This window comes from Methanobrevibacter sp., from assembly GCF_017447225.1.
In the GTDB taxonomy this organism is placed as follows: domain Archaea; phylum Methanobacteriota; class Methanobacteria; order Methanobacteriales; family Methanobacteriaceae; genus Methanocatella.
In genome coordinates this window covers 1-16,271 of the sequence record NZ_JAFSNZ010000105.1, presented here as the reverse complement: position 1 = coordinate 16,271, position 16,271 = coordinate 1, and the positions used below count along the sequence as shown (strand labels likewise).

The 16,271-nt window shown below is 36.3% G+C and carries 10 protein-coding genes; 2 read left to right on the top strand and 8 right to left on the bottom strand.

Features of this window, described 5'->3' with window-relative positions:
- Nucleotides 1–48: 48 nt before the first annotated feature.
- Nucleotides 49–672 (top strand): CatA-like O-acetyltransferase, encoded by a 624-nt coding sequence (locus IJQ68_RS09930; RefSeq protein ID WP_292799975.1) that lies wholly within the window; start codon nucleotides 49–51, stop codon nucleotides 670–672.
- Here the strand turns inward: IJQ68_RS09930 and IJQ68_RS09925 are convergent.
- Both IJQ68_RS09925 and IJQ68_RS09920 read right to left on the bottom strand, forming a co-directional pair.
- Nucleotides 669–1,232, bottom strand: a complete 564-nt coding sequence (locus IJQ68_RS09925; RefSeq protein WP_292799972.1) for a hypothetical protein — start codon at nucleotides 1,230–1,232, stop codon at nucleotides 669–671. The genes IJQ68_RS09930 and IJQ68_RS09925 overlap by 4 nt on opposite strands.
- Nucleotides 1,233–1,562, bottom strand: a complete 330-nt coding sequence (locus tag IJQ68_RS09920; RefSeq protein ID WP_292799969.1) for a TIGR04076 family protein — start codon at nucleotides 1,560–1,562, stop codon at nucleotides 1,233–1,235.
- 71 nt (nucleotides 1,563–1,633) lie between these two features.
- Between IJQ68_RS09920 and IJQ68_RS09915 the strand changes: the two genes are divergently transcribed.
- Nucleotides 1,634–2,152, top strand: coding sequence for a hypothetical protein (locus IJQ68_RS09915; protein ID WP_292799966.1), 519 nt, complete (start codon nucleotides 1,634–1,636; stop codon nucleotides 2,150–2,152).
- A 678-nt stretch (nucleotides 2,153–2,830) separates the two neighbouring features.
- Here IJQ68_RS09915 and IJQ68_RS09910 read toward each other — a convergent pair.
- The 6 genes from IJQ68_RS09910 to IJQ68_RS09885 all read right to left on the bottom strand — a co-directional run.
- A complete protein-coding gene (locus IJQ68_RS09910) occupies nucleotides 2,831–3,325 on the bottom strand; it encodes a hypothetical protein (protein ID WP_292799963.1) in 495 nt (164 codons plus the stop codon).
- 20 nt (nucleotides 3,326–3,345) lie between these two features.
- On the bottom strand, nucleotides 3,346–4,026 hold the full coding sequence (gene npdG, locus IJQ68_RS09905) for an NADPH-dependent F420 reductase (RefSeq protein WP_292799960.1): 681 nt from the start codon (nucleotides 4,024–4,026) through the stop codon (nucleotides 3,346–3,348).
- Between the two features lie 122 nt (nucleotides 4,027–4,148).
- Nucleotides 4,149–7,730, bottom strand: coding sequence for an Ig-like domain-containing protein (locus IJQ68_RS09900; protein WP_292799957.1), 3,582 nt, complete (start codon nucleotides 7,728–7,730; stop codon nucleotides 4,149–4,151).
- A gap of 12 nt (nucleotides 7,731–7,742) precedes the next feature.
- Nucleotides 7,743–12,629, bottom strand: a complete 4,887-nt coding sequence (locus IJQ68_RS09895; protein WP_292799954.1) for an Ig-like domain repeat protein — start codon at nucleotides 12,627–12,629, stop codon at nucleotides 7,743–7,745.
- Between the two features lie 252 nt (nucleotides 12,630–12,881).
- Nucleotides 12,882–14,150, bottom strand: a complete 1,269-nt coding sequence (locus IJQ68_RS09890; RefSeq protein ID WP_292799951.1) for a hypothetical protein — start codon at nucleotides 14,148–14,150, stop codon at nucleotides 12,882–12,884.
- A 180-nt stretch (nucleotides 14,151–14,330) separates the two neighbouring features.
- Nucleotides 14,331–16,271 (bottom strand): C1 family peptidase (locus IJQ68_RS09885; protein WP_292799948.1); only part of this gene is annotated, 1,941 nt, incomplete at its 5' end.

Sequence of the window (16,271 nt, the reverse complement as noted above, 5' to 3'; positions counted from 1 at the left end):
ACAATATTTAATATATAAATAATTAATATAAATAATTAAGGTATAATTATGAAAAAAATAGATTTCGACTTAAAAAACAACCCATTCTATGACTTTCAATCCTCAAGATACACAATGTCTGCAAGAGTTAACGTTGAAAAGCTATGGAAATTCTCTAAAGAAAATGACTGTTCATTTTTCATTTTGTCTTTAGGCTGTCTGATTAATGCAGTAAATAGCGTTGAAACTTTAAAAAGAAGAATAATAGATGATGAAGCAGTTGAATATGATTATCTTGAAGGAGTCACCCCCATAATGAATGAAGAATTAGAAATATATAGGGAAATGAAAGTCAAAACACCACAGGAATTTGATGATATCCTTGAATGGCATGATTATGTAAAGGAATTGTCAGATGAAATATTGTCCGGTGAAAATGAAGGATTCACACTGGATATGATGAAAAGAGACTATACAAACATTGCAAATTTCTCATGCATTCCATGGGTTGACTTTGACATGATTACATCATGTGAAACAAACGGCAAGCAGATTCAACCATTGATTACCTGGGGAAAGGTCAATGAAAGCTATGAAATGAGCGTTTCAATTACCGTGACCCATATCTTTGTTGTTGGACGTGACCTTGGATACTTTTTTGAAAATGCACAAAAGGAATTCGATTCATTCTAATCGCGAAAAACCAAATCCTTACCGTTTAGGAAAAATACGTGCAAACCTTGAAAACTAACGAAAATTCGTAAATCCCCACCTAAAAACCTCAATTTACAGGATACAAATTTGGAGTTAATTTCCTTTTCTTTTTCTCTTACAAGACGTCTGAACTCCTCGCTTGAATACAGCTTTGACAAATCAGGCGTTACAATATCCTCAATGATTTCAACATCATTATATGCATATGATGAATCATAGGATGCCCTTATTATCGCATCAAAATACTTCTCTTCAACATCAAAGCTCAAAATAAATACTGGTCCTGAAGTTAAATAATCCCTAAACTTGGCAGAGTATTTTTCTTCAATTTCAGCTATTTGCTCATCCATCTGGTCAAGACAGAGAATATGAAAATCATTGTGATAGAGTTCATTTAGAAAATCATAGCTATAAGGACTGTCCAGAAGCGTGTCCGTAGACCCTCCTTCATATTCATCATGATAAGCGATTGTAGTTCCGCAGCTGCATGAATGATCGCCTAAAGGCACATAATTTCCGCAATTAGGACATATCGGCATCTAATCCTCCGCAACAGACTCTATATCAGTCGCTTCAAGCTTCATGATAACAGGTCTCAGACCGTCATTGCAGCTGACAATAGCTACACCCGGAGTTTTAATCCAGTCTGAATAGTAGAATAGCTCATCAACGCCATGAGCCAGTGCGAAAACATACTGATATATTGCTTTCCATGCCTCATCGCAGAAGTTTTCAGGTTTTGCATAATCAGCATAATATACCTGACCTTCACTCATTAAAGGACATGTGGAAAGACCTTCAATTCCGTATTCTCGAGCCAAATCTTCCTGCAGAGTTGTCTTTAATATTGTGATTTTGACTTTTTTCATGATATCATATCTGTCTGTTAGTATTTAAAAAAGATAATGTTAAATATTTAAAGAGATTATAAAAGTTAATCATGAAAAGAGCAACTACAATTCTTTTGATAATACTGGTCATAATTGTTGGATTTTTAATCTCAACAATTGCAAGTCCAGTTCTTGTGATTGCAGATGATGTTGAAGAAGGTGGTGGCGGAGGTATTGATATGGCTGCGAAGTTCTCAATTACCGGCTTTGAATGGATTTATCCGGGAAGTTCATTTAACGAACAGGGCCAAACTTTGCACAACATACATCAAGACAGCCCAGATGATCCTTACGGCGCTGCCCGTGACATCATGACATACACGTACGACTTTACGCCACATTTAATAATCGGTATTAACAATGATGCTGCTAATGCCATATTTGGTGAAGGCATTGTTGACGATATCCGTGCAAATGATGCGTACAACGGATATGCCGGAAGCAGCAATGTTGCCGGAACAATGTCTCGAGGAGATGCTGTTAGTACTGCAATGTCACAACACGGCATGAACGTATTTCAAATTCCTTTACAAGCTTTAATGGGAAATATTGCTTTCCATTTCGTATAATTTCCCATTCTTATTTTTTTAAATTATCTGTTTTTATAAAAAAAATTAAATATAAATTAAATAAATCAAAAAAAGCACATATTTTATTAAATTAATGTCTATTGCAGAGAAATACATCTCCACAATTCCACTAGACATTAAAAAATTCTTTTTGCATCTTAATAGAGGCTTACTAAAAAGTAATTCTCTGTATCAATATATTATTACTAACATATATAAATTTAACTAAAAAGATAATTGAATAGTAGCTATCTCAGGAAAAGACCTCACGAAAACAATTTTTGTTAAATTCCTTCATAAATTTGTTTATATTCAATTATCCCATATTGGGTGAGAATTTTAACTATTATCTTTTACATCTTATCAAGAACATTATTGTCAGAATATTGAAAAAATATGTTCCTATAATGAAGATAATTAGCTCCATTATTCTCACCTCCACTTAAGATGCTTGGAAAGTCTATCAAAATCTCCGAGTTGGATAACGAGCTGATAAAAGAATAAATAGCAATTAAAAATAATTTCATATTTATTCACCTCCTTCCAAAAAGAATTTTATTGTGAGGTCCTTCTAAAATATATTTTAAATCTTATTTAAAGCTTGTTGAAGCCACAGGCCAAAATTGTAATGAAAAAAACATCAAATATATAGTTTACTGGTTAAAATGAATAGTAATATTAAAATAATTTAATTTCATCCAAAATTTTTTGAAGATATTTCACCTTTAAAACAAAATCCCTCTGATTTGTCTTGACACCATTAATCAAAATCTCACCATCCAATCGTTTGGCGGCTAAATACATGGTGTCTCCTGCCCTCAGGTTATGGGCCTCGCCATTTTCAATCTTATCAATGATTAATTCATAATCCTTTTTCAGAACATCCTTATCTAGCGTTAAATCAAACAGTTCCAAATCAGTGATTGTTCCCCTGAAATGCCAAAATATGAAAATCTTATTAAAATCAAATAACTCATCAAATGATAAGGGATTTGTAAAATTTATGCTGGCTAATCTGAAAGAATCGGACGGATATCTCTTTCTACAGTTTTTATATTTGTATTCAAGTATGGCTACCCTAACATCAATATCGGCAAATGCATCGATGATATCTCCGTCAATTTGGGAGATGTTTTTTCCGATTAAATCTTCCAGTTCATCCATTTTAATCAAAAAAAGAAAAAAATGTGGAATTAATCGAAATTAATTCCGGTTATTCTTAATCCACCATAATGGGATTTGTATTTGATGTTTAATCCAATAAGTAATGGTGTGATTTTTTCAATGATACGTGCTTTTTCCAGGATACCACAGTCAATTGTTTTGATTCCAGGAATCTTATTGATAAGTTCTGCTGCGGTTGCTTTTGCATCATTGTCATCTCCTGCAATCAGACAGTCACAGTCGATTTCTTCAGGAATGTTAGCAAGGTGTGAGTTTGAAATGTTACAGAATGCACAGATTACCTTTGCACCGGTTCCTTCAAGAATTGAAGCGGTTCTTTCTGCAGCTGATCCTTCCATCAGGTCAATGAATCTGAATGGTTTTCCGCCGATAGCTGTTTCCAATGGTACTGTTGCGTCCATGACAATTTTGTCTTTACAGAATTCCTTGATTCCTTCGACAGTTGGTTTTTGAGCTGCTAAAGGTACTGTGATGATTAAGATATCACCTTCTTTTGCAGCATCTTCGTTTGCCATACCGCGCATGTTTGATAAATCATAGTCTGCTAAATCTTTTTTTGCTTGTTCAACAACATCTAAAGCTTTTTCTTCTTTTCTAGAACCGATGATAACATCAACGCCTTCAATAGCTAATCTTTCACCGATTCCAAGTCCTTGAGGACCTGTTCCACCTATAATACTAACTATCATTTTATCACCTACTATATAATATATAATTACTATTTAAAATAATTTATTAATGAATAATTTTTAATAATACTTTAAAATTAATGAAAAATGTTTAAAAAAAAGAAGATGGAGGATAAAATCCTCTATAAAATAGTTATTTCATTGGAAATGATGGCATATTCATATCTGGAAGTAATGATGTATTTGCCGCTTGACAAGTTAATATTTAAACTTGCTGTGCCAGTGCTGTCCGTTGTCCTGTTATAGAATACGCCGTTAATGTTAAACTCAACATTAGCTTCAGATATAGGATTTCCCTGTCCGTCAACCAGTTTTGCCTTGAACTGGGTGCCGTCCCTGTAGCTCATTTCAATATTTTGAGCGGTTAATGTCGGCTTTACAGTGATATTATTTGCAACTGCACATCCTCTATACATCGCTGTGATGATGTATTCTCCAGGGCTTAGATTGATGTTTAATTTGGCATATCCTGACTCGTTGGTTTTTCTTTCATACATTACACCGTTGATGTTGAACGTTACTGTCTCGTTTGCACCGACAGGATTGCCGTCATCGCCCAAGATTCTTACAACATACTGGGAGTCATTTCTGAAATATTTAACCAGATCATGATTTTCAACGATTTTTGCAATGACTGTGATTGTATTTGAAGCCATTTCATTATTGGCAGGATTGTAAGCCGTGATGATATAAGTGCCCTGAGCCAAGTTGATGTTTAATCTGGCGGTTCCGTTTGCAATAACTTCACGGTAATACATCACACCATTAATATTGAATTGCACCAGTGTGCCGTCATCAAGCAGATTGCCTTCAGTGTCACGGAATGTTGCATAGTACTGAGTTGCGTTTCTGAAAACTTTTGTAATGTCGCTTCCGTTTACTGTTGTCAATACGCATATTGTTGAGTTGACGGTATCGTTATCGGCGCTTGCCGTTACATTATAGATGCCTGCGCCCAAATTGATTGCAATGCTTGCAGATCCGTTTTCATCTGTTGTTCTGGTATAAGGAATTCCATTAATGCTGATTTCAACTGATTTATTTGCTACAGGATTGCCTTCATAATCCGTTACATTAACGACAAAGCTTTCGTGACCGTGGAAATATTTAGTTAAATTCTCTGCAGTTATGATGTAGCCTGTTTCTGGTTTATTTTTAACTACAATGTCTACGCTGGCTGATGCATTATTGTAGTTGCCATCACCTTCATAATAGATAAATGCGGTTGCATTTTCAGTTAAATTCAAAATAACAAAGCTTACGCTTCCGTTGACTATCTCGTTTGAATATGTGCTGTTGGCAATGCTTAAAGTGACATTTCCGCAGGCGTTTTTAAAGCCGTTAACTGTCACTGTGGCATTTTCTCCTAATGTAATTTCATCTGAGGTGGCCTCAAGAGTCAGATTCTCTTTAGGAGGAACTACACTTAAGACAACTACAGTGACTGTTGCATTTGAAGTCATATACCTGTCATTTTCCTTGAATATTATTGAAATCAAGGCAGTTCCGTTTGAAACAGCGGTTACTGTAGCATTGTCATCAATTGTTGCAACATCAGTATCATAGCTGAAATATGAAAATGTTCCTTTCGCATCACCCGGAGTGATATTTACATTTAACCTTGAAACGTCGCTTTCATTTAATATCAATACATCATCAACAGACAGTGAGGTTTTGATTTTTAAAACAGTGACATTCACGTATAGAGAACTAATCTTATATGTTACATTATCACCGACAGTTAACGTGATAACTGCTGAACCTTCTTTTAGGGCGGTGATTACATTTCCCTCAAGCTTAACAATATCCTCATCGCTGCAGAGGTAAGTGACATTAAGGCCTTCAGGAGTTATTGTCGGATTGATTGCAAAAGTATCTGATACGTTTAAAAGGATTGTGTCATTATCCATAACTATTGAAGTGTCGATTAATGAAGCCTCACTTACGTTTACGCATACTGTTGCATTGCTGATTTTATATACTAAATCATCACCAACAATTACAGTTATGTTTACAATTCCCTGACTGATTCCTGTAACCAGTCCGTTTTCATCCACAACAGCTATTGACTCGTCATCACTTGAATATGTGATTTTGGCAGAGCTAGGAGTGTAGTTTGCCCTGATTTGTGAAGTCTTATTGACTGTCAGATTTAAAGTTGGATTAACTGTTAATGTCGTGTTTATAATTCCATCGGATAATATGACTCTCAACGGGTTGAATATTAATTCTCCACGGATATCATATTCAAGCATTCCTGTATTCGGATGGAAAGTCAGATTGTTCACTCCTTCAGTCAGCTTATCTGAAATATCCTTTAAATTGAAAGTGAATGATGTTGCTCCTGAGTCGACTCCGGATATGGCCACACGGTCTTTGAATTCCTCACCATTGATATATACAAACATTGAATAGCCTGAAAGGTCAACAGTATCCGGATAGCTTATATTGACCTCAATGTTTTGGTCTTCGCCGGATTTGTAGTATACTTCAGAGGGTACTGGAGTTGAAACGTAATCGTTTACGGTAGCTGTCTTTTTGACATAAACTGTCAATGGATTGAAAGTGCAGTTATCTCCCAGGAACAGATTATAGAAATCTTTTGTGTAGGGAGCGAAATACAAAGTGTTTTTACCTTCCTCAAGCTGGGATGAAATGTCCTTTAGGTTAAAGGTGAACTGGGTTTCATTTGCCTTAACTCCCCTGATAAAATCCCAGTTGTATCCTTCAATGTCGTTTATGTAAACGCACATGGTTACCATCTGCATTTCCTCGCTTATACCTTCCCAGTAATAATTGTATACTGTAACATATTCATTGGTGTTTCTCACATATTCGTCAATGTAGCTTGGATCGGGAGTGGTTATATAGTAATCATAAATCGGTTCCACGACATTTACGGTCAGCTTATTGTATAAAGTGGAAAGGTTTGAAGTGCCGTTGAAATCGTGGTGGAGGAATAATATATTGTTTTCCTTTGTCAGATAATCCCTGATGTCATATAGATTCAGTTTGATTTCTCTGTTAAGGCCGACATCAGCTATTTTATAGGTGTTTTCATCATTGATGTAAACGTAGAAATCCAAATTTTTTATAATGTCATTTAAAGAGTCATTATAATTTATGTTGATAGTGACTGTTTTGTTATCTCCGATGACATAATCCAGAGATGACGGGTATGGAGTGGATGAATAGTTATAGCTTTCTGTTTTATAATAAACTGTAGCCGGAGCAAAACTGTATTGCCAGCAGGTATAGGCATACATCTGACTTTCATCAGGATGGACTGTTATTTTGTTTTCACCGTCTTTAAGCTGGCTTTCGACCAGATTCAGATTAAATTTAATGTATGTGGCCGCCCCATTATAATCTTTAAGTTCAACACGATGGACAGTGTCGTCATTTACATATGCATAAAGCTTTAATCCTCCGAAATATCTTTTAGATTCAGGACTTGCAAAATAGTCATCTATAATCGTGTGAAAATCAATATCCTGATTTCCGCCGTTATAGTTAACTGTTTCACTCTCATCAGTTGGCATTGATTCATACCAGTATTCATTAGCTGAAATATTTTCGCTAATGTCTTGACTTTCCAAAATATCATTTTCAAAGGAATTATCAGCCACATCACTTGCAAATGACAGTGATGTGAAACCGATAAAAATCATGAAAATGAAAAAAACGAAAAATAATCTTTTCATTTTAAATTCCTCTTATGCTATTGTAATTGTATTTGCGATTCCGTATCCGTTATACATTGAAGTGATAATGTATTGGCCAGCCTGCAAATTAATGTTTAAACGGGCAATACCGTCACCGTCAGTTGTACGGTTGTATAAAACACCATTAATATTGAATAATACTCCTTGGCCTTTGAACGGATTTCCCTGACCGTCAAGCAATTTAGCTTCGAATTTCTGACCGTCAAGATAAGACATATGCAGATCTTCAGCGGACAGTACGGACAATACCTTAATATTATTTGAAACGGCATAACCGCCATATTCTGCAGTGATGATGAAATCACCAGGCTGCAGGTTAATGTTTAATTTTGCAATACCGTTTTCATCAGTCAGGCGATGATAGAATACGCCGTTAATATTGAATGACACATCTACACCGGCACCTACAGCATTTCCCTCATCATCAAGGACTTTAACATGATACTGTGAATCATTTTTATAGTATTTGGTCAAATCATTGTTTTCGATGATTTTACCTATGACTGTAATGTTATTGGCAATTCTCTGTCCGGTAACCGTGTTTATTGAAGTAATGATATAGACACCGCTGTTCAAGTTGATGTTTAAACGGGCAATACCTTCTTCATTGGTTGTACGGTTATATAATACTCCGTTGATGTTGAATGTCAGATTCGTTTTAGCTAAAGGATTTCCCTGGCTGTCCAATGCGCTTGCATAGAACTGAGTTCCGTTTCTAAATACTTTTACAATATCTGATGCATTGATTGTGCTTTTGATAAGGACTGATGCATTGACAGACACTGCATCATAGTCATCTGTACCGTTGAAGAGGACATTGACCTCATAAGTGTCCGGATTCAGATTCAATCCTAAGCTTGCGGTTCCGTTCACAACTGTTCTGGTATAGGTCACATGATTAATTGTAATGAAAACGCTTACATTGTCCAGCGGATTATTGTCCAGGTCAAAGAGATTAACGATTAATCTTTCAGTTCCTCCATAGAACTTTTCAACATCATCTACCGTTAACTTTACGTTAATCGGGGAGATTACTGTCACATTATCTTTTATGGATTTTTTAAGATATTTTGAATCGCCGTTATATGTGACGTTCATTTCATAAGTGCCTTCTTTCAAGTCTGTGATGTTTAAAACTGCTGATCCGTTTAAGACGTCTGCTTCGTATGTCTTATTGCTGATGGATACAATCACTTTTCCGTTAGCATCCTCAGGCAATGCGATGACAACAGTTGTATTGTCTCCTTCACGGGAAACACTTGAGTTTACGCTCATTTCATAATCACTTACTTTTGATACGATAACATCGATTTCAGCTGATTTTTCCGTGTATTTGTCATCACCTGAATATGTGGCTGTCAGTTTATACTGGCCAGCTTTCAGGTTTTCTATATTGAATGTGGCTGTGCCATCGATGACGCTTTCGGTATAGTTTTTATCAGCAATTGTTACTGTTACATTGGATTTGGCGTCTTTTGGAAGATCAACGCTCACTGTCAGGTTTTCGCCTTCAGATATCTGGTTTGTTTTGGCGCTTATCTCATAGTCCGCTACTTTGAATACGTTAAATGTTGCATTTACGCTTGCATTGTTGTATTTTTCATTTCCGTTATAAACTACAATTACTGTGTAGGTTCTATTTTCCAGATTACTTATTTCCAAACTGGCCAATCCGTTTTCCAGAGTTTTTGTGAAAGTTTCATTGTCTATGATTACTGATATATCTCCGACAGCATCATCATTTAATTTGATAATAATGCTTTCGTTTAATCCGACAAATGAATCATTAGCTTCAATTGAAATGGTTGGACTGGCTTTTAATACAGTGACATTGCGTGTAAGTGAAACGTTTCCATATTGGGTGGTTACAGGATAGATTCCGATTTCATCCGGAAGTGCAATTTCAACATTGGAAACACCATTTGAAATAGTGGCGTTGAATGTTTTTGAGTTGAATATAACAGTCAGAATTCCGCTGTCTATAGGATTTCCGTCCTCATCTAAAACCTGAACAGGAATTGTAATATTCTCGCCTATGATTCCGCTTACATCATTAAAATCGATTATTATTTCACCAGTTGCAAGTCTTATAATACCAGTCTTGACTGTGACATTGTTTTTAACTGCCAGAATATCAGCGCTTACAACTTTATTGTTATCATCTAATGTAATTAATCTTTCAATAGATGCAACACCATCGTTAACTGTTGTGTTGAAATATTCACCGTCAATTATGAATGCAAAAGAGGAAGTGGATATTGAATTGCCCATATCATCAGTGACATTTGCATAGATTGTGGATGATGCGGACGGTGTGAAAAATTTGGTGGAATTGTCTAAAACTGTGATTTGAAGTCCGCTGACATATAACTTATTGTCCAAATAGATTTCACTTGCATTTTCCGCCCTACAGTCAGTGATTGTATTGTTTTCCAGTTTGACTGTGAATACATTTGTGAATACCTGTGAAGGATTTTTATTAATTACAATAGCTCCTCCAACCTTATCTGCAGTATTGTTTTCGAAGTTGTTGTTTGTAATTACATCATCTCCTTCAACAAGCAAAGCACCCGCATTGCTTGCACGGTTGTTTGTGAAGTCACATCCGTCGACAACACCGTCACCTATATAAACTGCTCCGCCTGTCATCGCAGTATTGCCGTCAAATGTTGAATTATAGATTTCTGCGGTGAATGGTGTTACTGTATCAAAGTAAATCGCTCCACCGAATCTTGAAGCTTCATTATCTGAAAATGTGGAGTTGATGACAGTCATTCCACCGTGATACTGTTCAATACCTAAGGCTCCACCGAATCTGGCGTAATTGCCTGTAAAAGTTGAGTTGATGATAGTAACTTCTCCGCCATAGGTTGAGATTGCTCCACCGACATTCCTGTCATAGCTGTCATGACCGATTACCTGGTTGTTGATAAACGTACAGTTGATTATAGTTGCCTCACCGACATATGTGGCTCCGGAATTTAAGTTGAATCCCTTATTTACATGAATTGCTCCACCGAAATCTTCTGCAGTGTTGTTGATAAATGAAACATCCTTAAGGTATAAATGTCCTCCTTTAAAGAAAATAGCTCCTCCGGCATAGTTGCCTGCATATGTGCTTGATGCCGCATATCCGTTAGCCAAGGTAACACCTGTTACGTTGAAGACATTGCTTGCATATCCGGTAAATGAGAACATGAACTTGTCGCCGGCATCCAGAATAGGATTTCCTTCACCGATTATTGTAAATGAGGTGAATGATATGTCATACCTTGCAACTTCATAGTGTCCCGGTCTGATAATAATGGTTTTTGATGCTCCTTCACGGCTGGCCAAACTGTATGCAACTTCAAATGTTGCAACAGGGCTTGATTCGCTTCCCACATTTGCATCATTTCCGAGCTCTTCTGACAAATAAATAGGACCGAAATAGTCTGCGGATGCATTTGTTACAACAATATAACCGACAGTTACATTGGAGTATCTGCCTGATACGCTTCCGTAGTTACCTGAGATTATGTAAGTTCCGTTCAAGCGAGGTGCAAAAGCAACATGACAGAAACCTTCAGTCAGAACAGAAGGTGAATATAATGTTTCAGTACCGTTTACTGTGAATTTTACAGATCCTCCACTGATTGCATTTCCCATATCATCAGTTACTGTAGCATTTAATCTGATTGATTGGCCGGTAACGTTAACAGTCTTTCCGTCAATGAAAGTGATGTTTAAAAATCCTTCAAAAGTACCTACATTATAGATTTCATTACCTATTGTGCTTGCTTTGGAGTTTTTCATTGTATTGTTCTGAAGATATAATACACCGCTGCTTGCGATTACCCCACCGTATGATGCTGATGTGTGGTTAGTGAAAATATTTGAAATCACATCGGTGTTTGCATAATATGAGCTGATAGCTCCACCGTATGCAGCTATATTTGCGTCAAACTTATTTTTTGAGATGATTGTGTATGATGAACAGGACACTAGCTGTTCGTTATCCAAAACGATAGCTCCTCCATAAGAATCTGCCTCGTTTCTGATGAAAGTGTTTCCTGTTACGTAATTGTCATCACTTTGGGAAGTACTGATGATTGAAACTGCACCTCCCCATCCTGCAACATTGCTTTCAAAATGAGAATTGATGAGGTTCAATACATATCCCTCATAAAATAAAGCTCCACCGTTTTCAGCCTGATTGGAAATGAAAGTACAGTTTTCAATTCTGCCGTTATCTCCTTCCCAGTCGATAGCTCCCCCATAGGTTCCGCCATAGTTATCTATAAATCTGGAGTTTCTTATTACTCCATTGCGTCCATCCCATACAATAGCACCACCGCATGAAGTAGCCTGATTTCCGATGAATGTAAGGTTGTTCATTGTCACCAGGGAATCTCCGACATAAATAGCTCCGGCACCGTTCTGATAGCCTGAATATGGAATGTAAATATCGTCCTGTCCTTCCCCATTAATCAAATTAAGATTTTCCAGATTTACCTTTAAGTCCTTGTCGATTGTAAAAATTCTTCCTTTTGCCTGACTATCTATTGTAACATTACCCAATCCGGTGATGTCAACATTAGATAGAATTTCCAAGTCGTATTCTTCATAAACACCAGTTAATATATAAATCTGACTTTGATTGTTTGAATTCGCTAAGGTTAATGCCCTTTTGACAGTGGCCAGGGGATTGTCCTGACTTCCGTCATTAGTATCATTACCTGTTGTAGAAACATAAATTACATCATTTGCTGCAGCTAATGAATCATCATTAGAATCCATGATTTCATCATTATCATAAGCAAATGAAGTAGGAATGATAATTAAAATAGCAAAAAGAGCGAATAACAATAAAAAAGTCTTTTTAAAGTTCAATGACATTTTTATTATTCCTCCATAAAATAATAAATTCGATTATTAATTCTACGATATATCACTTTATTTCACATGGTATATAACCATTTCTAATAACAATAAGCTATGGAAAATAGAAAAATTATTGAAATCTATTAAAAAAATGAAAAAATATTAGAAAATTTACTATGAAATGAATAAATCAATTAAAAAATTATGAATTGAATAATTTCATTCAGATGCATATCGGTGAAAAAAAAGAATATAGAGGTTAAACCTCTAATGAATTGTAATTCTGTTTGAAACGCTCAATCCTTCATAAGTTGAAGTGATGATGTATTCGCCGGACATCAGATTGATGTTTAGATGTGCAATACCCTGAGCGTCACTGGTCCTGTTATAGAATACACCGTTGATATTGAAAATAACAGATTTATTAACTGCAGGCTGTCCGACAGAATCCAGTAAGGTTGCGTTGAATGTGGATCCGTCCTTATAAGACATTTCCAAATCATCTGATTGGATTGTTGGAAGAACAGTTATATTATTTGAAACAGCATATCCGTCATACATTGCAGTCAGAATGTAAGTTCCCGGACCCAAATTGATGTTCAGTCTGACAAGACCGTTTTCATCAGATTCACGATAATAGAAAACTCCGTTGATATTGAACTTGACTGTTCTTTGCTCCAGAGGATTTCCCTGATTATCCAATATCTTAAGATAGTACTGGGAATCATTTCTGAAGTGTTTCACAAGGTCGTGATTTTCAACGATTCTTGACAATACGACAATAGTGTTGCTCATCTGTTCACCGGTAACAGGATTCAATGCAGTCAGTATATATGTTCCCGGATTAAGGTTGATGTTTAAACGTGCAACACCGCTTTCATTTGTTGTTCTATTATAAAATACTCCATTAATGTTCATTGAAACATTCTGATTAGCCATAGCATTGCCCTCGCTATCATATAGAGCTACATAATATTGGGTGTTATTCCTGTAATATTTTGTAACGTCTTTTCCGGACAATGTTGAGAGTACTGTGAGATTCCAGTTGTGTGAAAATCCTCTGTAGATGTCAGTTCCGTTGAATATGATGCCCACAGTATAGTTATTGCTTACCAGGTTGATAGCGATTGATGCTAATCCGTTTTCATCAGTCGTTCTTGTGTAATTGACATTATTGATTGAAAATATGACGCTTTGGTTTGACAGCGCATTATTGTTTTCATCGAAAAGACCTGCAGCGAAACGGGTTCCGTCATGATAATACATTACGACATCTGATGAGTTTATATAAGTGTTGATTAACCTCAATTCGATTTCTCCGCTTGCATTGCTTCTGAAGTATCCTTCCTCCTCAAATTCCGCTAAAGCCGTGTAATTGTCATAGGCCAGGTTTTCAACAGCCAGCTGTCCGAATCCGTCTGTAACATTAATCACATATGTTTCATTGTTCATGTGTAGAGTCACAGTTGAGCTGACAGTGTCGTTTAAGGTTACATTGACTAAAATATTTTTGACATCAAATACATCAAGAGACATGTTCATTTCGACTGTTCTGTTAAATACTGTGAAATTGGCATAGAAAATCGCATCATAATATTTGTCTGAGTTATTGAAAATTACTGCCGCATCATATTCACCTGCAGGTAAATAATCAGGAACTGTAAATGATGCGTTTCCATCTACAACATTTACTTCATAGGTTCTGTTATTGATAAGTTAGAACACTGCAGATGAGAGATTATCTCCGTTTAAAGCGTTTAATGTGATGTTAGCTATGACATCATCAAATGTTAATGCATCGTTTAAGCAAACTGATAAATTGACATCAGCTTTTGATACGTTAATCAATGTTGTAGTATTGGACGGGTTCAATAAGGAATCTGAAGAGTAAAATACATTAGCTTCAAATTCGCCCAGCTTGTCGAAGCTTATACTTAAGTTAGCGATTCCGTTTGAAACGTTAGCGTAATAAGTGTTTCCATCAATGACAAAGCATACCACACCTTCGCTTACATTGTTTCCGTAACTGTCCAAAACCTGAGCAATAATATTGCTTGGAGTCTTGATTGAAACATTGTAGTTATCCACTTTTACAGTTGTGTTTAAAGTTGTAAATGTTGTGAATGCCTTAATACAGGCTACTTGAGATGTGTATGTATGGTCATAGCCTGTAAATTTGTATTCATATAAATCATTCCAGGTCTCACCGTCATAGCTGAAAAATGAAACGCCCGGTTTGTAGAGTGTTTTTAAGAAACTAGCGTTTTCTGAAACAGGAAAGCTCGCATATTTTGAAGCATTTATTTTTAAAGCAATCCTGAACGTGTCATTAACTTTTAATGGAATAAACTGATTCAGGTAGAATGTAAAGTAGCCCGCAACGCTTGACCCATTCTTGGTGAGTTTCAAATCATCATTTACATAAATGTAAGCCTGCCAGTCAGTGGTTGTGTTGAAATATGTTGAAAATGCAGTTAACAGCTCATTGTCGGTTGCATTGAATACGTTCTGATACCATATTACGTCTTTTCCTGTTATGAAATAGTCAGTTATGCCTGAAATGTCATACTGGTAATTTTTGTCCAGTTTGATTGAATCGTTCAATATGTAAGTGTATAGATAGTTAGGCGTTCCTGCCTGAGCGCCCACACCGTCATAATAAGACATGTAGAAATAGCCGTTGTCACCCCAGGACTCTCCCCAGCTGTTCTTAACAATCCATGCTCCATCACCTGGAGGGGTTGTAAGGAAGTTGTCTTTTGAGTAATTGTCATCCCATCCGACAATAGTTACTGCGTGATTTGCATAGGTTGATGCCCTGTAGTAATAAGCGCCATTTGTTGCAAGGTAGTAATTGTCATAATACATTCCGGTTACAACTGCACCGTAGTTCAAAATTGCCTGCTTGATTGCATCATTGTCTGTGTAGTTTTCACGGCCTAAAAATAATACGTTTTGGACATGCATGAAGCTGTTGATTACCGGAGATATGAGGCTGTAATCGTCAAAGATATCCTCTGATTCCAGTACAGGACCCAGCCAGCTTGTAAGATATGCAATAGCCATTTCATCAAATCCGCCTTCATTGGTTTGCATTTTCCATCCGTAATCTGAATACCATTCTATCAGGTTTTTCATGTTCTCTTCAGAGAGATCATATGTGTTGTTTGTTGCTTTAAGGATGCATGATTCCAGTGCAGCTATTGAAGCGAATGCCCAGCAGTTTCCGCTGGTCTGCTGGTCTGCAAGAGGGGACACATATCCGTCATCGACAAGATTATATCTTTCAGGAATTGTTCCATTGTATAATTTGTCATATTTGAACATCTGATAGTTTCCGCTTCCGATTCTCATATTGTACTCGTTTGTTATTAGCTCATCATTGTACAGTGCGGCGGTATTGTTTGAGTATGTGTTATTTGAAAATTCCCTACCAGAATTTGAAAGGGAATAAATTGCACCACCATTTAAACTAACGTAATTGTCATTAAACTTACTGTCCTTTAAAATAAACTTGGATGCATTGTCAACATATACGGCACCTCCATTTTTTGCACCATTTTTGTTGAATTCGGAATCTGAAATTGAAATGCTGCCGTACATCTTATAGATAACTCCACCGTCATAGGCCGCAACATTATTATAAGCCTTAATTGC

Bases quoted from the DNA above. Each gene is read 5' to 3' on its own strand.
- IJQ68_RS09930 (WP_292799975.1), top strand. From the start codon at position 49: ATGAAAAAAATAGATTTCGACTTAAAAAACAACCCATTCTATGACTTT.
- IJQ68_RS09925 (WP_292799972.1), bottom strand. From the start codon at position 1,232: ATGCCGATATGTCCTAATTGCGGAAATTATGTGCCTTTAGGCGATCAT.
- IJQ68_RS09920 (WP_292799969.1), bottom strand. From the start codon at position 1,562: ATGAAAAAAGTCAAAATCACAATATTAAAGACAACTCTGCAGGAAGAT.
- IJQ68_RS09915 (WP_292799966.1), top strand. From the start codon at position 1,634: ATGAAAAGAGCAACTACAATTCTTTTGATAATACTGGTCATAATTGTT.
- npdG (WP_292799960.1), bottom strand. From the start codon at position 4,026: ATGATAGTTAGTATTATAGGTGGAACAGGTCCTCAAGGACTTGGAATC.
- IJQ68_RS09900 (WP_292799957.1), bottom strand. From the start codon at position 7,730: ATGAAAAGATTATTTTTCGTTTTTTTCATTTTCATGATTTTTATCGGT.
- IJQ68_RS09895 (WP_292799954.1), bottom strand. From the start codon at position 12,629: ATGTCATTGAACTTTAAAAAGACTTTTTTATTGTTATTCGCTCTTTTT.
- IJQ68_RS09890 (WP_292799951.1), bottom strand. From the start codon at position 14,150: ATGTCTCTTGATGTATTTGATGTCAAAAATATTTTAGTCAATGTAACC.